Genomic DNA, 19639 nt, shown 5'->3' on the forward strand with positions numbered 1-19639 from the left:
GGGCCGCAACTGGCGCGGCACCGCGTTCGGTGGCGCCAGGGGACGCACCGACGTGCCAAAGATCGTCGACTGGTACATGGACGGCAAGATCGCGATCGATCCGATGATAACCCACGTCCTGACGCTCGACGATATCAACAAGGGGTTCGACCTGATGCACAACGGTGAAAGCATCCGCAGCGTGGTGGTGTTCTGATGGCCGACCGGTATGACGTAATGATCGTCGGCGGCGGTCACGGCGGCGCGCAGGCGGCCGTGGCGCTGCGGCAGCGCGGGTTCGCCGGCAGCATCGCGATCCTCGGCGACGAGCATGAACTGCCATACGATCGCCCGCCGCTCAGCAAGGAATATCTGCTCGGCGACAAGCCGTTCGAACGGATGCTGCTGCGCCCGGCGGCGTTCTGGGAAGAGCGCAATGTCGCGATCCTGCTCGGGCGGCGGGTGACCGCGGTTGACCCGGCAGCACGGACGGTCTCCACGGGCAGCGAGACGTTCGAATATGGCCAGCTGATCTGGGCGACCGGCGGCAGCCCGCGACGCCTGTCCTGTGCAGGGCACGATCTGGCCGGCGTCCATGCGGTGCGCACGCGCGCCGATATCGACCGCATGCTGGGCGAACTGCCGAACGTGTCGCGCGTCGTGGTGATCGGCGGCGGCTATATCGGGCTGGAGGCGGCGGCGGCGCTGACCAAGCTGGGCAAGCAGGTAACGCTGCTGGAAGCGCTTCCGCGCGTGCTCGCGCGCGTCGCCGGCCCGGCGCTGTCGACCTTCTACGAGGCCGAGCACCGCGCGAAGGGCGTCGATCTGCGTACTGGCGTCGCGGTCGACTGCATCGAGGGCGACGGCAAGGTCTCCGGCGTGCAGCTGGCGGATGGCGAGGTGATCCCCTGCGACATGGCGATCGTCGGGATCGGCATCGTCCCCGCCGTGGAACCGCTGATCGCCGCCGGTGCTGACGGGGTGAACGGCGTGAGGGTCGATGCCCAGTGCCGCACCAGCCTGCCGCATGTCTTCGCGATCGGCGACTGCGCCGCGCACGACAGCCGCTTCGCCGAAGGAAGCGAGATCCGGCTGGAATCGGTGCAGAACGCGAACGACATGGCGACAACCGCCGCGCGCGCGATCCTGGGCGAGGACGTGCCCTACGCCGCGACGCCGTGGTTCTGGTCGAACCAATATGACCTGAAACTCCAGACGGTCGGCCTGTCGACGGGGCACGATTCGGAAGTGGTGCGCGGCGATCCCGCCAACCGCAGCTTCTCGGTCGTCTATCTCAAGGCCGGCCGGGTCGTCGCGCTCGATTGCGTCAACATGGTCAAGGACTATGTCCAGGGCCGCGCACTGGTGGAGGCAGGCGCCGCGCCGGGGCCGGCGAAACTTGCCGACACGGGCGTGCCGCTCAAGGAAATGCTCTGAAAACGACCGGCCCGGGCATCGCTGCCCGGGCCGCCGCAGTACCGATCGCGCGGGATCAGTAGGTGCCGGAAAAACTCCGGTTCAGATTGACGCTGCCGTCACGATCATAGCCGCTCGCCCGATCGCCGAACATCGCGCCCGATCGTTCCTCGTCGCGCCACAGGCGGTGCGCGCCGTCCGCATTGCGGTTGATCGTCACCTTGTCGTCGACCGCCTGGATCCAGCTCGACGGGATGGAGTGGTGGCGTCCGCCGGCGTCGGCATCGTTCTTCGTCAGGACGATACGATCGCCGCGCACCTTGTCCACCGTCCCGACATGCTCGCCGTCGCTGCCGACGACCTCCATATGCTCGGCAACCTTGCCCAGCGAATCGCGCTGGCCCTGGCGGTTGCTGCGCCATGAACCGAACTCATTCTCGAACTTCTTCGCGTTCTCGCGGCGGTACTCGCCATAGTCGCGGTCGAGCGCATCGATCTGGCCGCGCCGCCAGCTGTGATAATCGGCATCGCGGCCGTAGCTGGTCGCGCCGTAGCGTTCGTCGTAACGCTGGTCGAACTCCCGGCGGCGCTCGGCATCCTCGTCGCCGAACCAGGAGCGAACCTCGTCCCCGGCGCGCGCCATGAAGCCGCGGTCCTGATAGTCATAGCCCTGCGGCGGGCGGCCATGGCTCCGCTCAAGCGCGCCATAGCCGCGATTGCGGGCGAAATCGCGGGCCGGATCGCCGGTCTCGGCGAAACGGTGGCCGTCATGCGCATAGCTGCCGTGATAGTCGTCGCGGCCGTCATAGCCGCGCTGGCTTCGGCCGCGCTCGAAATCGCCACGGCCGCCGTAATAGTCGCGATTGCCCGATCCCCAGCTCTCGCGCCCGCCCCAGGCATTGGCGTGCTGGTTGCGATCGCCATAGCCGGTGCCGCCACCGCGAAAGTTGCGCTCGTCGCGTCCGCCAAGTTCGCCGGCCGCGCGATATTCGCGGGCGCTGGAGTATGTATAGTCCCGACCCGAGCCATAATCGCGGCCGAAATCCTGGGGATCGCGATCGTAGCTGTTCGGGAATTCGTAATTGCGGTCGTTCGCCATCGGAAAAAACTCCTGTACCAGAAGCGCGCGCGAGGCGGCCGGACCGCCTGCGCGTCGTGGGCGATTCAAGCGATAACTCAAGGCTTTGTTCCTCGCGCGTCGCCCCAGGAGGCGATGAAGCGAGCGCGCGGCACGCCCGAAAAAAGCGGACGGCGGGCCGTTGCATCGGTCCGATCATCTGGCTAAGGGAGCGGCCCCGGCGCGGCGTGCCTGCGCGGGGTGTTCGAGAGTGCGGGGCTGTAGCTCAGATGGGAGAGCGCTGCAATCGCACTGCAGAGGTCAGGGGTTCGATTCCCCTCAGCTCCACCACTCTCGATCCTTATGGAAATCCGCGGGAAATCAGGTTCCGGCCCGGCGCAAGGCCGACTGGACGCGGCTGATTTGCGGCGGGATCGGGAGAGCGGAATGACCCTGCGAGACGTGCTGGTGCCCACCTACACCCAGATGCTGGGTGCGCTGTCCGCGTGGCTGGGCAAGGCGGAAGACCAGATGCCCGGTGCCGCCGGTGATGCGCTGATTGCTGCACGCCTTGCGCCCGACATGTTTCCGCTGTCGACCCAAGTGCGCTTCGCGTGCGTGCAGGCGCTGGAAGGCGTGTTCCGGTTGCGCGACGAGGCTTTCCCGCCGTCGGTCGCCGTCCTGCTCGACGAAGGGCGGGCTGCTCGCGAGCATCCGGGCTCGCTGGCCGACGCTCGTGCGCGCATCGCCGAGACGCTGGCACAGGTCGCGGAGGCCGCCGCGGACATCGGGGACGTCGATCCGGCGACGCCGATCGCCCACGCGCTGCCGCAGGGCATGGTGTTCGACCTGACGGCTGGGCAATATGTCCGCGATTGGGCGATTCCGCAGCTCTATTTCCATGTGATGGCCGCCTACGCGATTCTGCGCGCACAGGGCGTGGAACTGGGCAAGGCCGATTACGTGGCGCACATGTTCGCCTATCTGCGCCCGCCCGAGGCATGACGCGGCGCGACGTGCAATTCCGTCGGTAGCGGGTCGGCAAGCTCCAGCAGCTGCTTCCCGCGTAGGGTGAGGCTCCGGCGCCCCGTCCGATGTGCTGGACATGATTGTGCGTCTGGAATCCAGGGCGCCCAACCACCCCAAGCCCCTCCCGGCAAGCAGGGGGGGAGGTATAGCGCTGAAGGTCGAGGTTTCACCGACCGGCTAACGGGAGAAAGGCACTGTGCCGGCGCACGGTCGGCACGGCGCAAATGATAAAGGGGGCCGGCATCGCTGCCAGCCCCCGTGTCGCCTGCATCATCCGGCGCGGGGTGTCGCGACGAACGATCTCGGCGGCCGGCTCGTCCCGCGCCGGCAAGGGCGGCGGGCTTTGCCATGGTCGGTCGCCGGGTCGGGCTGTCGTCGCATCTCCGGGGAGATGCTTCGGGGCGTCCGACCCTGACGGCCTTTGCGGATCATCGACGGGCGAACCCGTCCTCGATCCGTCGATCTCCGAGGCGACGCGCGCATCCCGCAAGCGGAACGCCGCCTGTCGCCTCTTCGACCTCGATGAAGGGGCAAGCCCCGTCATCGTTCGATCTCCGGCCTCCTTGCCCGGCTCGCCGCAAGCGGCGCGCCCGGCCCGTCGTCCTTCGCGAACCTGCCCGAGCGCTCCGGCCGAAGCCATCGTCCCTGGCGGTTCCCTCCGGCCGTCCGCGTCATCCGCCTCTCGTGAGAAAGGCGGCGTCCGCGTCCGTCCTTCGATCCTGCCGACACGCCACCCCGAAAGGCGGCCTGCCCCGCGATCATCGTTTCCGTTCGTCCCGCCTCGACAAATCCATCGCCACCTGCGTGGCGCGGTCTCGTCCTGGCCGGTTGCCCGGCGATCCTTCGCGATCATCGCGACGGCGGTTTCCCGAAGGCACCTACATCCGCGATTTCGGCAAGCAAGTGATTGATCCGATTTCGGTTTCCCTCGATCTCGCCGCTCTCTTGCTGAACAAAGACTGGCACCTTTGCCGAGTCGCGAAAAGCCGGTTTGATACGTCGCGTGGCTGTGGATAACGTGGATAGCGGGAACTCGCTGCGGCCGCGAAAAGTCCCGACCCCGCCGCCTGAACGGATCGTTGTTCCGGGTTCATGCAACCGGCGCTAGCCCTGGGTCGTTCCACCCCCAGATCATTCAGGGAAAGCAAAGGAGCTGTACCATGCGTAGTATCATCATGGCGGCGAGTGCCGTCGCCCTTCTCGTCCCCGCGTCGCTCACCGTACCGGTGGCGGTGGAAACCGGTTATTCGAAGGCCGAAGCCCAGCGCAACCAACGCTATCGCGAGTGGAAGGGGCGGGACGGACGTTATTACTGCCGCAAGCCCGACGGCACGACCGGCCTGGTCGTCGGCGGGGTCGCGGGCGCGCTCGTGGGCCGGACGATCGACAGCCGCGGAGACCGCACGGTCGGCACGTTGCTGGGTGCCGCCGCGGGCGCCGTCGCCGGCCGCGAGATCGAGCGCAGCGGCAAGCGCAAGAGCTGCCGATAAAGCCGCCTCTGTCCTAGGACAGTCTTAACGAGCAAGCGTTTAGGCACACGGGGCGATGCTCCGTGTGCTCACCCTTGCCAGCCTGTTTCCGGACGCGGCGCGTCCAAATCTGGGCGTGTTCGTCGAGCGCCAGACGCTGGGCCTCGCGGCGCGCGCGGACATCGATCTGCGCGTCGTCGCGCCGCTCGGGATGCCGTTCTGGCCGTTGAGCCGGATCGCCCGCTATTCGGCGCTGGCCGACCTTCCCCGTCATGAAGACTGGAAGGGGTTGCCGCTGTGGCGTCCGCGGTTCCTGAACCTGCCGGGCACGGGCGGTCGATTCCATGCTCGGGGAATCGTCCGGGCGGTCGCGCCGCTGCTTGCCGACATGCGCCGCGACTTTCCGTTCGACGTGATCGACGCGGAATTCTTCTTTCCCGACGGGCCCGCCGCGGTCGCGCTGGGGCGTCGCTTCGGCGTGCCGGTGTCGATCAAGGCACGCGGCGCCGACATCCACCATTGGGGGCGGAGCCCCGCGACCGGCGGACAGGTGCTGGAGGCGGGTCGCACGGCGGATGGCCTGCTCGCGGTGTCCGACGCGCTGCGCCGGGACATGATCGCGCTGGGCATGCCGGGCGAGCGCATCGCGGTGCACAGGACCGGCGTCGATGCAGAGCGCTTCGCACCGGGCGACCGCGCGGCGCTGAAGGCCATGCTCGGCATCGCCGGGCCACTGGTGCTCTCGGTCGGCGCGCTGATCCCGCGCAAGGGTCATGGCGTGGTGATCGATGCGATCGCCCGCCTGCCGGGCACGACGTTGCTGATCGCGGGGGAGGGGCCCGAGCGGACGGCGCTGGAAGCGCGCATCGCCGCCGCCGGACTGCAGGACAGCGTCCTCCTCCTCGGCAGCGTTGCCCATGCCGATCTGCCCCGCCTGTTCGCCGCCGCCGATGTGATGGCGCTCGCCAGCGAGTCCGAAGGGCTCGCCAATGCCTGGGTCGAGGCGCTGTCGAGCGGCACGCCGATCGTGGTGACCGCGGCCGGCGGCGCGGCGGAGACGGTGGACCGGCCTGCTGCGGGGCGCATCGTCCCGCGCACGCCCGAAGCCTTTGCGCAGGCGATCGCTGACCTGCTGCTCGCGCCGCCGCCTGCGGAGGCGGTGCGGGCGGCGGCGACGCGGTTCAGCTGGCAGGCGAACACGGACCAGCTCCACGCCCATCTGGCGCGGCTGGTCGAAGGCCGTCAGTCGAGCGGGTAGAAGGCGCCGACGATCTCGCGCCCCTCGGCGCGCAATATGCCCCAGGCGCGCGCGGCGGCGCGGCTGTCCATCACCTCGACGCCGATCCCAAGCGTTTCCATCGCGTCGGTGAAGGCGCGCGGCGGGTGCGACAGCGTGGCGCCGGTGCCGAGCAGCAGGAATTCGGGCGGCGGATCGCGTGACAGCAGCGGCGCGACATCGGCATCGGTCAGCCCGGGAAGCGCGGGTGGGCGCCAGCCGTCGGCACGCTCGGCCGAGATCAGCAGCCCGTGATAGACATTGTCATCGACCCGGAAGCCGCCGCCCGAGAAGCCGGCGACGACCGGCCCCGGAGCGACGGCGTTCCGGTCGAGCTTCACGGCATCGCCTTGTAATCGGCCCCGCGCGGCGCTTCGATCGCCGTCGTCGCCGCCTTGAACGATTCGGGCCCGACCTTGAACTGGATCAGGATGCCGTTGCCGACGAACATCGACGAATAGGTGCCGATGACGATGCCCAGCAGCATCGCCAGCGAGAAGCCGAAGATCACGTTCGGCCCCAGCGCCACCAGCGCGCCCAGCGCCAGGATCAGCGTCAGCGAGGTCATAACGGTACGCGCCAACGTCTCGTTGATCGACAGGTTCAGCAGCGTGACGATTTCCATCTTGCGGTATTTGCGCAGATTCTCGCGCACCCGGTCGAAGATGACGATCTTGTCGTTCAGCGAATAGCCGATGATCGTCAGCAGTGCGGCGATCGTGTTGAGGTTGAATTCGAGCTGGGTCAGCGCGAAGAAGCCGATCGTCACCAGCAAATCCTGCGCGAGCGCGAGCAGCGCGCCCAGCCCGAACTGCCATTCGAACCGGAACCAGATGTAGATGGCGATCGCGATCATCGCGAGGCCGAGCGCCAGCGCGCCCTTCTTGAACAATTCGCCCGATACCTTGCCCGACACCGCCTCGACCGCGCCGATCGTCGCGCCGGGATAATTTTTGTCGATCACGCCGCGCACCTGCGCGGTCACGCGCGCGGTGGTGTCGTCGCCTCCGTCATCGGGCACCGGCATGCGGATGGCGACGTCGCGGGTCGATCCGAACTGCTGGATGGTCGGCTCGCCGTGACCCAGCGCGCCGATCTTGTGGCGCAGATCGTTGACCTCGACCGGCTGGGCAAAGGTCACGCGAATATTCTGGCCGCCGACGAAATCGATGCCCAGGTTCAGGCCGCGCGTCGCCAGCAGCGCGATCGACCCGATCACCATCAGGATCGACAACACGGTCGCCCAGTGGCGCCAGCGCAGCCAGTCGATGTTGGTGTTGTCGGGGACGAGTTTCAGGGGACGCATGACTTGTTCCTCAGATCACCAGCGCCTTGGGGCGGGTCTTGAGCCAGTTGGCGACCATCAGGCGCGTGAAGGTGACGGCGGTGAACACCGAGGTGACGATGCCGATCGTCAGCACGACCGCGAAGCCCTTCACCGGCCCCGCGCCGAACACGAACATGATCGCGGCGGCGATGACATTCGTCACGTTGGCGTCGAAGATCGCGCGGCTGGCTTCCTTGTAGCCGAACTCGATCGCCGCGGTGTTCGATCGCCCGCGTCGCAATTCCTCGCGGATGCGTTCGTTGATGAGCACGTTGGCGTCCACCGCGGCGCCGATCGTCAGCACGAAGCCGGCGATGCCGGGCAATGTCAGCGTCGAATTGAGCAGCGCCATGATGCCGATGATCATCAGCACGTTCACGACCAGCGCGATGTTGGCGTAGACGCCGAAGCGCATGTAGGCGATCAGCATCAGCAGGACGATCAACGCGGTGCCGACGATGCCGGCGACGATGCCGGACTGGATCGAATCCGCGCCCAGTTCCGGGCTGATCGTCGATTCCTCGATCACGCCCAGCCGCACCGGCAGGCGGCCGGAACGCAGCGCGATCGCCAGTTCGTTGGCCGACTGGGCGGTGAAGCCGCCGCCGGAGATGGTCGCGCTGCCCCCCAGGATCGGTTCGTTGATATTGGGTGCGGAGATCACCTGATTGTCGACGATGATCGCGAAGGGCTTGCCGGCATTCTCCTGCGTCACGCGGGCGAAGCGGCGCCCGCCCTCGCCATTGAAGGTCAGCGTCACGTCGGGCTGGCCGTTCTGGTCATATGTCTGGCGCGCGTCGGCGATCTGGTCGCCCGAGATGATCGTCGAACGCTTGACCGCGATGTTGCCGCCGCCGCTGGCATAGGGCAGTACCTGGCTGCCGATCGGGGCGCGGCCCTGGGCCACGTCCTCGGGATTGGCGGCGATATCGACCAGCTTGAACTCGAGCCGCGCGGTCCTACCCAGCAGCGCCTTCAGCGCCTCCGGGTTCTGCAGGCCCGGCACCTCGACGACGATGCGGTTGCTGCCCTGTCGAATGATCGACGGCTCGCGCGTGCCCATCGCGTCGATGCGCTTGCCGACGATCTCACGCGCGTCGTTCATCGCGGTGTCGATCGCCTGCTGGATGCCGGCGCGCGTCGGGGTCAGCACGAAGCGGTTGGTATCGACGACCTGGATGTCCCAGTCGCGCTGGCCCGTCAGCCCCGCGCCCGCGGTCATCGGCAGCAGGCGTTCGCGCGCGGCATCGACGCGCGACGAATCGCGCACCATGAAGGTCAGCCGGCCGTCACGGGTGGAGATGTCGCCGATCTCGACCCGCGGGTTGCCGCGCCGCATCTCGACCGAGACGATCTCGCGCATCGCCTCCAGCCGGGTGTTGGCGACGTCGGCGGTGTCGGCTTCCAGCAGGATGTAGCTGCCGCCGGCCAGGTCGAGGCCCAGGTTGACGGTCGGCTGCGGAATCCAGCCGGGCCATTTCGCCCGCATGCCTTCCGGCACCATGCTGGGGATCGACAGCAGCAGGCAGAAGGCGATGGCCGTCCATACCAGCCCCACCTTCCAGCGCGGAAAATCGAGCATCAGGACAGACCCTTAATCGTTCGCCGGCTTGGCGCCGCCAAGCGGCGTGACCTCGGCGATCGTCGCCTTGACGATCTTCACCTTCACGCCTGTCGCGATCTCTGCCTCGACGAAGCGATCCTCGACCTTGGTCACCTTGCCGATCATGCCGCCGGCGGTGACGATCGTGTCACCCTTCTTCACCGCCGCGACCGACGCCTGAAGCGCCTTCATCCGCTTCGATTGCGGGCGGATCATCAGGAAGTAGAAGACGACGAAGATCAGGACGAGCGGCAGGATCGACACGATCGACGCGAAACCGCCGCTGGCGGAAGCATCGCCGGCCGCCTGGGCATAAGCTGGGGAAATGAACATGGCTCTCGTGCTGATAAGAGGACGGGCGCACCGGGAGGAGTCCCGGCCGGCACATGGGGCGTCCCGCTAACAAAGTGTAGGCCCGCGCGCAACTTTTGCCGGCGAGGGCCCAACCCCAAGCTTGCATCGCGCGCCCGCGCGGCCTAGATGCCGCGCCTTCGAGGGCACCCCCGGCCAGGGGGCGCGCTCACGGTCGGGGCGTAGCGCAGCCTGGTAGCGCATCACACTGGGGGTGTGGGGGTCGCAGGTTCGAATCCTGTCGCCCCGACCAATTTTCCGGTTTCATGGCGCAAATGCACCGGAATCGAGATCGCTGATTTCGCATTCTTTTCTGCTCAAAAGCCAGGAAAGGACGAAGCCATGGATCTCGCTAACGGCACCGGACACATCATGCGTCGCGTCAGCACATACATCGCCGACCTCTCGGAACAGCGGCGGCTCGTGACCGGCTCCCCTGAAACTCCGCCAGTCTGAGCCCGGATCCTTCATGAAGGAGGACCACGATGAAGCGCAGCAGGCTTACCGAGGAGCAGATCATCGCGATCCTGCGGCAGCAGGGACCGGGTCGAAGACGGCGGACGCGTGTCGCGGGCGCGTTGCACAAATCCACCTGCCAGGCCACCCTGGCAACCCCGCGCTCTGCTTGTGAGTGGAGAAGATCTGGGGCAGCAGGTCAGCGACACCCGGCCCCTGATCGACGAGATGCGCGACCTCGTCGGCACGGTCGCGGATTTCTCGCGATCGGTCGGATTTGCATAGTGGCGCTCCCGGTTGCGGCGGGCATCAGGAGGGGCATGGGCATGGCGGGCGTAAGATGCATTCAGGCGGCCAATGCAATCCTGGGCGAAGGCTCTTGCTGGAACGTGGCCGAACAGTGCCTGCACTGGATCGATATCAGGCGCCCGGCACTGTTTACATATCGCCCGGGCGAGGGGCAGGTGGCGGCGGTGCCGCTGCCGCGTGACGTGGGCTGCGTCGCGCCTGCGCGCGACGGGCGGATCGTGCTGGCCGACACGAAGGGCTTCGCGCTTCTCGACCGCACGACCGGCGCGCTCGTGTGCCTCGGCGATCCGGAGGCCGACATACCGACGAACCGCTTCAACGACGGCAAGGTGGACCGCGCCGGAAGGTTCTGGGCCGGGACGATCGACGATCGTTGCGACCGGCCGAGCGGAAGCCTCTACCGCCTGGACGCCGACCGCACGATAACGCGCATCGACACTGGCTTCCTGTGCGCCAACGGTATCGGCTGGAGCCCCGACGATCGCCTGATGTACTTCGTCGATTCGATGGCGCGGGTGATCTGGGTCTATGATTTCGATCTGGTGAGCGGGACGGTCGCGGGACGAAGGCCGTTTGCGCGCTTCGCCGACGACGACGGCGTGCCGGACGGCCTGACCGTCGATGCGGAAGGCCATGTCTGGGTCGCCATCTGGGACGGCTGGCGCATCGTTCGCTACGCTCCGGACGGGACGATCGATCGGACGGTCGCCATGCCGGTCCAGCGCCCGACCAGCTGCGCGTTCGGCGGCGCGACTCTCGAAACCCTCTACGTCACCTCCGCGGCCGGCGGACTCGACGCGGCGTCGCTCCGGCGCGGGCCGCTGGCGGGTGGTCTGTTCGCGTTCGAGCCGGGCGTGCGGGGTCTGCCACAGCCTCAGGCCGCGGTCGGATAGCCGCCGCGCGCGATCCTGCGATGCCCCGCCCAGAAGGCCGCGCCGGCCAGCGACCACAGGATCAGCAGGGTATATTCGAGCGGGAACGCCTCTGCGCCGAACAGCGGTGACAGAAAGGCGACGACCGACATGGTCGCCGCCGCCACGCCCCCGATCACGATCGTGACGACGCCGCCGGGAACCTGAAATCCGGCGGTTGCGCCCTCGCGACGCCGCAGCACCAGCACCGCGACGCAGCACATCACGAAGGTGAGGGTCAGCGTCATCGAGCACATGTTGATGATCGGGATGATCGCGCCGCGTCCCAGGAAAAGTCCGGCGACGTTGATGATGGCGATCAGCAGGATGGCGTTCGCTGGCGAGCCGAAGCGGCGGTCCACAGCGGCGAAACGGGCGGGCAGCGCGCCGGCCCGCGCCATCGCCACCATGACCCGCGCCGCCATGATGACCATGCCGTTCCAGGTCTTGAACAGCGAAACGGCGGCGGCGAGCAGGAGGATGGTGGTGAGACGATCGCCGTGGGGCAGCGTCCCGACAGACGTCGCGGTCGCCATCTCGGTCCCTGCGAGCTGCCGCCAGGGGAGCGAGACGGCATTCGCCCAGATCACGACGCAGTAGAACGCCACGCCCGCGATGATCGAGAGGACGATGAGGAAGGCGACGGCGCGCAGCGACACGCGGCTGGAGCGTTCCTCGACCACCTGGGGAATCGCCTGGAACCCGTTCAGCAGGAAAGCGGAGGTGGCGAAGATCCACAAAGTCCCGTGAAGCCAGGGCTGCCCGGACGCCGAGGCGAACGCCGGACGCGCGTTTTCCGGCGTGCCGTGAAACAGCAGCATCGCCAGCAGGACGATCGCGACGGCCAGGAAACCATAGGTAAGCGTGCCCTGCAGTCGCGCGGCGGCCTGGACGCCGGCAAGATTGGTGACGGCGAGCAGCACCGCGCCGACCACGCCGATCACCAGCGCGCCCCCGCTGATCGGGTGCCCGAACAACTCGTACAGGGTCGCGGTGCGCAGGACCGGGAACGCGATTTCTAGGATCCACGCGATCGCCAGCCCTTCGAATATCGTCACGCCCAGGAAATAGAGGAGCAGGAACCAGCCCACGGCGAACGCCGGAACGATCCCGAACACGCGGTTCGCATAGGCGAACTCGCTGCCCGCCTCGGGCACGCGGCTGGTCAGCTCCGCATAGCAGGCGCCGACGATCGCCATCACCGCGCCGCCAAGCAGGAAGCCGAGAATGGCGCCGCCCGGTCCGGCGGCAGCCAGCCAGTCGCCGGCGATCACCACCCAGCCCGAACCGATGATGCAGCCGAAGCCCAGCGCGAAATACTGGGCGTAGCCGACGTTGCCGCGCAGCCGCTCGTACGAACCGGAAACGGAGCCTGGGGATGCGCTCATCGAACGGCTCCTCGTCCGTGGCGCTTCGGCATCAGTGATTGTGCCTGGGCGTGGTGTCCGACGTGCCGCGATATTTCACCGCGAATTCCAGGACCGCGCCGCCGGAGAGCTGGCCCACCTTCTCGCGGTACAGCTCCTCCCACGGCGTGTTGCTCGGCGGGATGGGCGGCGGCGCTTCGGTCTTGCGGCGGGCGATCTCCTCGTCGGAGACCAGTGCGTCGCACCGTCCGCGAACCAGGTCGACACGGACGATATCGCCGTCGCGCAGCCAGGACAGGCCGCCGCCCGCCGCGCTTTCCGGCGACACGTTCAGGATCGACGGGCTGTCGGCGGTGCCCGACTGGCGCCCGTCGCCCATCGTCGGCAGGCTTTCTACTCCCCGGCGGACGAGTGCGTCCGGCGGCTGCATGTTGACCACCTCGGCCGATCCCGGCCAGCCGATCGGCCCCGCCGACCGCATCACCAGCATGCACCCTTCGTCGATGCCGAGCGCGGGATCGTTGATGCGGTGGTGATAATCGTCACTGCCCTCGAAGATCACCACGCGCGCCTCGAACATGTCTTCGCGGCCGGGCGTGGAGAGGTAGCGCCGGCGGAAATCGCCGGAGATCACGCTGGTCTTCATGATCGCGCAGTCGAACAGGTTTCCGCTCAGCACCAGGAAACCCGCGCGCTCGACCAGCGGCGCGTCGCACGGCCGGATGACCTCGCGGTCGCTCGTCTCGCAGCCGGCCAGATTTTCGGCGAGCGCAAGGCCGGTCGCGGTGAGCGCGCCGCCGTCGAGATGGCCTGCGGCGAGCAACTCGGCCAGGACGGCGGGCACGCCGCCGGCGCGATGGAAGCGTTCGGCGAGGAACCTGCCGGCCGGCTGGACGTCGACGATCAGCGGCAGGTCATGCGCGTGCATCCAGTCCGACGGGGTCAGCTCGATGCCGGCGTGGCGGGCCATGGCGACCAGATGGGGATAGGCGTTGGTCGACCCGCCGACCGCCGCGACGAGCGCGATCGCGTTCAGGAAGGCTGGCCGCGTCAGGATGCGCGACGGGCGCAGGTCCTCATACGCCATCTCTACCGCGCGCCAGCCCGTCGCATAGGCCATCTGCCCCCGCTCGCGGTACGGGGCGGGGATGGCGGCGTTGCCGGGCAGGCACATGCCGAGCGCCTCGGCGATGGAGTTCATGGTCAGCGCGGTGCCCATGGTGTTGCAGTGTCCGGCCGACGGCGCGGACGCCATCGCGGCGTCCAGGAACTGATCCTCGGACATCGTCCCGGCCGCCATCTTGCGCCGGCTGCGCCAGATGACCGTGCCGGACCCGGCGAGCTCGCCGTCGTGCCAGCCGTCGAGCATCGGCCCGCCGTTGAGCGTGATCGCCGGGATGTCGACGGTCGATGCCGCCATGATCGACGCCGGAGTCGTCTTGTCGCACCCGGTAGTCAGCACGACCGCGTCGATCGGATGGCCGTTGAGGATCTCTATCAGGCCGAGATAGGCGAGATTGCGGTCGAGCGCGGCGGTCGGCCGCCGGCAGTTCTCGAAAATGGGATGGAGCGGGAACTCCATCGGAATGCCGCCGGCGTCGCGGATGCCGTCCCGCACCCGCTTCGCCAGGTCGAGATGGACGCGGTTGCAGGGCGCGATGTCGGACCCCGATTGTGCGATGCCGATGATCGGCTTGCCGGAACGCAGCTCGCCCGGCGTGACCCCGTAGTTCATGAAGCGTTCGAGGTAGAGCGCCGCCATGTCCGACCGCTCTGGCGCGGCGAACCATTCTCGGGAACGGAAGGGACGAAGGGGAGCGCGACGATCCATTCAGTTTCTTCCCGGACATGCAACACGCGATGCGTGCGATCGAAATACCCCAAGCCGAGGCTGGCGACCTGCATCGGATGTTTCGCCACATGGAACAAGAGCCCTGCCCTGGCGCAACATGGTCGTGATAACGCGCCTTGTATCGCGGGTCGGTTGGGAGCGGATATGAAGCTGGTGAGATTTGGCGCGGCGGGCGAGGAACGGCCGGGCGCGGTGGCTGGCGACGGCACGGTCCGCGATCTGTCGACCGTCGTCGCGGACATCGCCGGCCCGGCCCTGTCGCCGGAGGCGCTGGATCGGCTGCGCGCGATCGATCTCGCTGCGCTTCCCGTCGTGCCGGCGGGGACGAGGCTTGGCCCCTGTATAGGCCATGTCCGTCATTTCATCGCGGTCGGCCTCAACTACGCCGATCATGCCGCCGAATCCGGCGCGGCGGTGCCCGACGAGCCCATCCTGTTTTCCAAGGCGCCGTCCTGCATCGTCGGCCCGGACGACGATGTGCTGATACCGCCCGGATCGGCGAAGACCGACTGGGAAGTCGAGCTGGCGGTCGTCATCGGCCGGCGGGCGTCGCATGTGCCAGAGGCCGAGGCGGACGGATATGTCGCCGGCTATTGCGTGTGCAACGACGTGTCGGAGCGCGCCTATCAAATGGAACGCGGCGGCCAGTGGATGAAGGGCAAGGGATGCCCCACCTTCGGCCCGCTTGGCCCGTGGCTGGTGACGCGCGACGAGATCGCGGACGTCCAGTCGCTCGACATGTGGCTGGATATCGACGGCACCCGGATGCAGACCGGCAATACGCGCACGATGATCTTTCCGGTGCGGTTCCTGGTATCCTACATCTCGCAGTTCATGATCCTCGAGCCCGGCGACGTGATCACCACCGGCACGCCGCCCGGCGTGGGGCTGGGAATGAAGCCGCCGAGATACCTGCGCGGCGGCGAGCGGATGGAACTCGGGATCGCCGGACTGGGAATCCAGCGCCAGCGGGTGGTGACATCCCATCCGGCATGACGTTATCATCAGTCCGGCACAGCGGGAGCCGTGATGTCGGATTATATCGTCAAGCCGGTCCAGAAGGCGCTGGACGTCCTGAAATGCATCGGCAGCCATCAGGAACCGATGTCGCTGAAGGACATCACGATCTGCACGGCCATGCCCAAGACGTCGGTGCTGCGCTATCTGCGCACCTTCCAGGAAGCGGGCATGGTGGCGCACGACATGGAGCGCGGGGTCTATCGGCTCGATACGCGGCTGATCGGCATGTTCGACCATGCCGCCAGCCTCGCCCGCCTGCGCGAGATATCGCTGCCGCACATGCGCCATCTGAACCACGTCACCGGAGAGACCGTGAATCTCGCCGTGATGGAAGACGGCGACATCGTCTATCTGGAGATCATCGAAGGCGCCCATATCCCGCCGCATCATGCGCGCGTGGCCGGCCGGCATCCGGCGCACACGACGGCGCTGGGCAAGGCGATGCTGGCCCATATGCCCGCCGCGATGTGCGAAGCCGAGCTTCCCCGCGTCCTGCGGCGGCGCACCGAGCGCTCCATCAACGAGCGGACGAAGCTGCTGCACGATCTCGACGAGGCGATGCGGTGCGGCTTCGCGCTCGATCGCAGCGAAAATGTCGAGGACGCGATCTGCATAGGGGCGCCGTTGCGGGGCAACGCCGGTGACGTTGTCGGTGCGATCAGCATCTCCGCGGCGGTGAGGCGCCGTAGCGAAGGGTGGAGCGAGGACCTGACCGGGCAGTTGCTCGAGAGCGCCGCCGCCATCTCCCGCGAGCTTTCGGCCACGCCGCCGCCGCGCCGCCATGGGGCGACGGCGACCGCGCATTTCGTCACGTAAAATGCGACTTCGTTGACGCCCAGACCCTCTGGAACCACCCTCCGGGCAAAGACAGAGGAACTCGACATCATGGCGGAATGCCTGACCGGAACGGCGGAAGAGACTATCGATGGGAAAGTGCGCCCAGAGCAGGGGAAGCTGGGGGGTGGCCGTGTCGTCGATTCCTCGCTGACCTCCGTACCTGGTCACCCCGGCCGGCTTTCGGCGCAGCGCCATTTCTCGATCGACTGGGGCAAGGTGACCGCCCGGTCGAAGATGGAGATCACCATCCACGTCTGCCCCATGCCGCCGATGCGGCGCGGCGGTCCGATCTGGCAGGCGTCGCACGACACGATCCGCGATCTCGGCGCCAATCTGGCGCGCCTGCAATTCTGGTTTCCCTATCCGCAACTGTCGATCCCTGCGCTCGATCCGCCGGCGGACGGCCGCACCTCGTGGGATTTCTCCCTGATCGATCCCTTCGTGCTGGATTTCCACGAGGCGGCCGAGGGGCGCCCGATCATGCTCAACATGGAGCTTCCACGCTGGCTGCTGGATGGTGGCCCGCATCGGTTGCTCGATGATCCGGACGCGATCGACTGGCTCTATGGTCTGTCCGCCGATTGCGGCCACAATTTCCGCGATTCCAGCCTCGAGGAAGCGACGGACTATTTCCTGCGGGTCGCCGAATGGTACATCAAGGGCGGTTTCACCGACGAATATGGCAAGGTCCATGAATCGGGGCACCGGCTGAAGATCGACTATTGGGAAGTGCTGAACGAGCAGGACGAAGGGCGCCACGGCCACCAGATTCCCGTCGACGTCTATACCCGCTTCTACGACAAGCTGGTGGCGAAGCTGCGTCCGCTCGACCCCGACATGAAGTTCAGCGGACTCGGACTATGGTCGCCGGAGAACCTGCATTATTTCGAGCATTTCCTGAACCCGTCCAACCATGCCCCGGGAACCCCGATCGACATGGTATCCTATCATAAGTACATCGCCTCTCCCCGCGGTGGCGCTGTCGAGGACTGGCACAAGCCGATGTTCGACAAGGCCGACGAATTCCTGGTGATGGTCGGGAAGATCGAACGCATGCGGCAGCGGCTGGCGCCCGACACCAAGGTGTTCATCAGCGAGTTGGGCGTGATGGACGGCGAGCAGATCGCCAACACGAAAGCCGACCGCGAAGGGCGCGTGACCGACTATTCGGATCCGGACATCGACGACGCCTATTGGACCTTGGGGGCGTCGATCCATGCCTATTGCTACCTGGGCGCGATGCGACGGGGGGTGGACGCGGTGGCCGCGTCGGAACTGGTCGACTATCCGGGCCAATATGCCGGAACCAACCTGATCCACTGGCGCACCGGCGAACCCAATGCGATGTATCGCGTGATAAAGCTGCTCCGCGACAACCTGCTGCCCGGCAGCGACCTGGTCGATACGGCATCGGGGCATCCCGATGTCGAGGCGCAGGCATTCGCGACGCCTGAGGGGCGCAAGCTGCTCCTCATCAACAAGACGCCGGCGCCGATCGAGTTGCCGACCGACCTGCCCGGCGGCGGCAAGGCGCAATGGGTCGATCGCGACAGCAAGTCCGCGCCCCCGCGCGAGGCGGCGTTTTCAGGGGGGGCGGTGCGGCTGGGCGCGCAGGCGGTGATGCTGATATCGTGGTGATGGGCGCCGATCGTTGAGGATCGAGGAACCCGCCAAGCGGAAGGCAGGATGAAGAGCGCCGAATTCCTCAGTGAACTGACGCGCGTTGCCGGTCGTCGACAGGTATTGACGGGCGACCGCGCGACGCGCCCGTACACATCCGGTTTTCGCTTCGGCGCGGGTCGGGTCGCGGCGGTCGTCCGCCCCGCGGGCCTCGTCGAGATGTGGCGCGTGCTGCAATTGTGCGTGAAGGCGGACCGCATCGTCATCCTGCAGGCTGCGAATACCGGGCTGACCGGCGGATCGACGCCCTGGGGCGAGGACTACGACCGCGAGGTCGTCATCATCAGCCCGATGGCGATCGACGCCGTCCACCCGATCGACGAGGGCCGGCAGGTCGTCTGCCTGCCGGGATCGACGCTTCACCAGCTCGAAGCCCGATTGCGCCCCCTGGAGCGCGAACCGCATTCGGTGATCGGATCGTCGTGCATCGGGGCGTCGGTGGTGGGCGGGGTGTGCAACAACAGCGGCGGCGCGCTGGTGCGGCGCGGGCCTGCCTATACCGAGCTGGCGCTGTTCGCCCGGCTCGATGCGAGCGGCGATCTGGCGCTCGTCAACAACCTGGGCATCGATCTGCCCGGCGATGCGGAGGACATGCTGCGCGCGGTGGAGCGCGGCGCGTTCGATCCGCGGCAGATACGAGCCGACGCCGGGCGCGCGTCAGCCAGCCATTACCCGGCCCGGGTCCGCGACGTGGACGCTGACCGCCCCGCGCGGTTCAACGCCGATCCCGAATGCCATTTCGATGCGTCGGGCAGCGCCGGCAAGGTCGTGGTATTCGCGGTGCGGCTCGACACCTTCCCGCTGGAGGATGCGGCCTGCACCTTCTACATCGGCAGCAACGATCCCGGGGAACTGGAGGGTCTGCGGCGCCGGATACTGTCGGACTTCGTCGAACTCCCCGTGTCTGGCGAATATATCCACCGCACCGCGTTCGACATCGCCGCGCGCTACGGCAAGGACAGCTATCTTGCGATCCGCCACCTGGGCACCGCGCGCCTTCCACAGCTCTACCGGGTCAAGGGCTGGATCGACCGTGCGATCACGGCATGCGGCGGTCGCGGAGCCGGCGGCAGCGACCTGATGCTGCAATGGCTCGCGTCACGCCTGCCCGAACATCTGCCGGCCCGGTTGCGACAGTACAGGGACGCCTATGAGCATCACCTCATTCTAAAGATGTCCGGCGGCGGCATCGCCGAGGCGCGCGCGCTGCTCGCCGCGACCTTCCCGTCGCAAAGCGGCAACGTCTTCGAATGTTCGAGCGAGGAGGCGGAGGCCGCTTTTCTCCACCGTTTCGCCGTGGCGGGCGCGGCCGTGCGGTATCGACTGGTCCATCGTCGTGAGGTGCAGGATATCGTGTCGCTCGACGTGGCGCTGCGCCCCAGCGAGCGCGACTGGGTGGAGCGCCTGCCCGACGCGGTCGCGGGCCAGGTTTCGCACGCGCTCTATTACGGGCATTTTTTCTGCCACGTGTTCCATCAGGACTATGTGATCCGTAGCGGGGGCGATCCGGCCGCGATCGAGCACGCCCTGCTCGATGCGCTCGATGCGCGGGGCGCCGAATATCCGGCGGAGCACAATGTCGGCCATCTCTATCCGGCCAAGCCGGCGCTGGCCGCTTTCTACCGCCGGCTCGACCCCCGCAACATGTTCAACCCCGGAATCGGGCAGACCTCCCGGCGCGCCGGATGGGAATGAAGGCG

The 19639-nt window shown here is 67.4% G+C and carries 17 protein-coding genes, 2 tRNA genes and 1 pseudogene; 13 read left to right on the forward strand and 7 right to left on the reverse strand.

Annotated elements, in window-relative coordinates; all coding sequences use genetic code 11:
- Both VYI76_RS04180 and VYI76_RS04185 read left to right on the forward strand, forming a co-directional pair.
- Nucleotides 1–196, forward strand: a pseudogene (locus tag VYI76_RS04180) (S-(hydroxymethyl)glutathione dehydrogenase); the annotation flags it as partial.
- The gene (locus tag VYI76_RS04185; protein ID WP_326523523.1) at nucleotides 196–1416 is read left to right on the forward strand and encodes an NAD(P)/FAD-dependent oxidoreductase; all 1221 of its coding nucleotides are present in this window, start codon (nucleotides 196–198) and stop codon (nucleotides 1414–1416) included. The pseudogene VYI76_RS04180 and the gene VYI76_RS04185, both read left to right, overlap by 1 nt.
- Nucleotides 1417–1471: 55 nt before the next feature.
- Here the strand turns inward: VYI76_RS04185 and VYI76_RS04190 are convergent, their stop codons facing one another.
- Nucleotides 1472–2494, reverse strand: a complete 1023-nt coding sequence (locus VYI76_RS04190) for a DUF2171 domain-containing protein (RefSeq protein ID WP_326523524.1) — start codon at nucleotides 2492–2494, stop codon at nucleotides 1472–1474.
- Between the two features lie 233 nt (nucleotides 2495–2727).
- Between VYI76_RS04190 and VYI76_RS04195 the strand changes: the two genes are divergently transcribed.
- The 4 genes from VYI76_RS04195 to VYI76_RS04210 all read left to right on the forward strand — a co-directional run bounded on the left by VYI76_RS04195 (nucleotide 2728) and on the right by VYI76_RS04210 (nucleotide 6208).
- Nucleotides 2728–2803, forward strand: a tRNA-Ala gene (locus tag VYI76_RS04195).
- Nucleotides 2804–2899: 96 nt separating this feature from the next.
- The gene (locus VYI76_RS04200) at nucleotides 2900–3457 is read left to right on the forward strand and encodes a DUF1993 domain-containing protein (RefSeq protein WP_326523525.1); all 558 of its coding nucleotides are present in this window, start codon (nucleotides 2900–2902) and stop codon (nucleotides 3455–3457) included.
- 1184 nt (nucleotides 3458–4641) lie between these two features.
- Nucleotides 4642–4971 carry a glycine zipper 2TM domain-containing protein gene (locus tag VYI76_RS04205; protein WP_326523526.1) on the forward strand — a complete coding sequence of 110 codons (330 nt, stop codon included), beginning with the start codon at nucleotides 4642–4644 and terminating at the stop codon, nucleotides 4969–4971.
- A gap of 55 nt (nucleotides 4972–5026) precedes the next feature.
- Nucleotides 5027–6208, forward strand: a complete 1182-nt coding sequence (locus VYI76_RS04210) for a glycosyltransferase (protein WP_326523527.1) — start codon at nucleotides 5027–5029, stop codon at nucleotides 6206–6208.
- On the opposite strand, the gene VYI76_RS04215 is transcribed toward VYI76_RS04210, so the two are convergent.
- The 4 genes from VYI76_RS04215 to yajC are packed head-to-tail and all read right to left on the reverse strand — an operon-like array spanning nucleotide 6193 to nucleotide 9489.
- Nucleotides 6193–6567 (reverse strand): Mth938-like domain-containing protein, encoded by a 375-nt coding sequence (locus VYI76_RS04215; protein WP_326523528.1) that lies wholly within the window; start codon nucleotides 6565–6567, stop codon nucleotides 6193–6195. The two genes, VYI76_RS04210 and VYI76_RS04215, sit on opposite strands and share 16 nt — an antisense overlap.
- Complete coding sequence (secF, locus tag VYI76_RS04220; RefSeq protein ID WP_326523529.1) at nucleotides 6564–7532, reverse strand: protein translocase subunit SecF; 969 nt, start codon at nucleotides 7530–7532, stop codon at nucleotides 6564–6566. The genes VYI76_RS04215 and secF overlap by 4 nt, the downstream gene beginning before the upstream one ends.
- 10 nt (nucleotides 7533–7542) lie before the next feature.
- A complete protein-coding gene (gene secD / locus VYI76_RS04225) occupies nucleotides 7543–9135 on the reverse strand; it encodes a protein translocase subunit SecD (protein ID WP_326523530.1) in 1593 nt (530 codons plus the stop codon).
- A 12-nt stretch (nucleotides 9136–9147) separates the two neighbouring features.
- A complete protein-coding gene (gene yajC, locus VYI76_RS04230) occupies nucleotides 9148–9489 on the reverse strand; it encodes a preprotein translocase subunit YajC (RefSeq protein WP_326523531.1) in 342 nt (113 codons plus the stop codon).
- A gap of 194 nt (nucleotides 9490–9683) precedes the next feature.
- Here yajC and VYI76_RS04235 point away from each other — a divergent pair.
- The 3 genes from VYI76_RS04235 (at nucleotide 9684) to VYI76_RS04245 (ending at nucleotide 11165) form a co-directional block, all read left to right on the forward strand.
- A tRNA-Pro gene (locus tag VYI76_RS04235) sits at nucleotides 9684–9760 on the forward strand.
- Complete coding sequence (locus VYI76_RS04240; protein ID WP_326523532.1) at nucleotides 9724–9963, forward strand: hypothetical protein; 240 nt, start codon at nucleotides 9724–9726, stop codon at nucleotides 9961–9963. Before VYI76_RS04235 ends, VYI76_RS04240 begins: the two co-directional genes overlap by 37 nt.
- A gap of 284 nt (nucleotides 9964–10247) precedes the next feature.
- Nucleotides 10248–11165, forward strand: coding sequence for an SMP-30/gluconolactonase/LRE family protein (locus VYI76_RS04245; protein WP_326523533.1), 918 nt, complete (start codon nucleotides 10248–10250; stop codon nucleotides 11163–11165).
- On the opposite strand, the gene VYI76_RS04250 is transcribed toward VYI76_RS04245, so the two are convergent.
- Both VYI76_RS04250 and VYI76_RS04255 read right to left on the reverse strand, forming a co-directional pair.
- Nucleotides 11147–12571 (reverse strand): APC family permease, encoded by a 1425-nt coding sequence (locus VYI76_RS04250; protein WP_326523534.1) that lies wholly within the window; start codon nucleotides 12569–12571, stop codon nucleotides 11147–11149. The two genes, VYI76_RS04245 and VYI76_RS04250, sit on opposite strands and share 19 nt — an antisense overlap.
- A 31-nt stretch (nucleotides 12572–12602) precedes the next feature.
- Complete coding sequence (locus tag VYI76_RS04255) at nucleotides 12603–14381, reverse strand: IlvD/Edd family dehydratase (protein ID WP_326523535.1); 1779 nt, start codon at nucleotides 14379–14381, stop codon at nucleotides 12603–12605.
- 165 nt (nucleotides 14382–14546) lie between these two features.
- Between VYI76_RS04255 and VYI76_RS04260 the strand changes: the two genes are divergently transcribed.
- From VYI76_RS04260 to dld, 4 genes are all read left to right on the forward strand, one after another.
- Nucleotides 14547–15398, forward strand: a complete 852-nt coding sequence (locus VYI76_RS04260) for a fumarylacetoacetate hydrolase family protein (protein WP_326523536.1) — start codon at nucleotides 14547–14549, stop codon at nucleotides 15396–15398.
- A 33-nt stretch (nucleotides 15399–15431) separates the two neighbouring features.
- A complete protein-coding gene (locus VYI76_RS04265) occupies nucleotides 15432–16238 on the forward strand; it encodes an IclR family transcriptional regulator (protein ID WP_326523537.1) in 807 nt (268 codons plus the stop codon).
- Nucleotides 16239–16355: 117 nt separating this feature from the next.
- Nucleotides 16356–17897 carry a hypothetical protein gene (locus tag VYI76_RS04270; protein ID WP_326523538.1) on the forward strand — a complete coding sequence of 514 codons (1542 nt, stop codon included), beginning with the start codon at nucleotides 16356–16358 and terminating at the stop codon, nucleotides 17895–17897.
- A 48-nt stretch (nucleotides 17898–17945) separates the two neighbouring features.
- On the forward strand, nucleotides 17946–19634 hold the full coding sequence (gene dld / locus VYI76_RS04275) for a D-lactate dehydrogenase (RefSeq protein WP_326523539.1): 1689 nt from the start codon (nucleotides 17946–17948) through the stop codon (nucleotides 19632–19634).
- Nucleotides 19635–19639: the final 5 nt, after the last annotated feature.

The organism is Sphingomonas sp., assembly GCF_035910975.1.
Taxonomy (GTDB): domain Bacteria; phylum Pseudomonadota; class Alphaproteobacteria; order Sphingomonadales; family Sphingomonadaceae; genus Sphingomonas.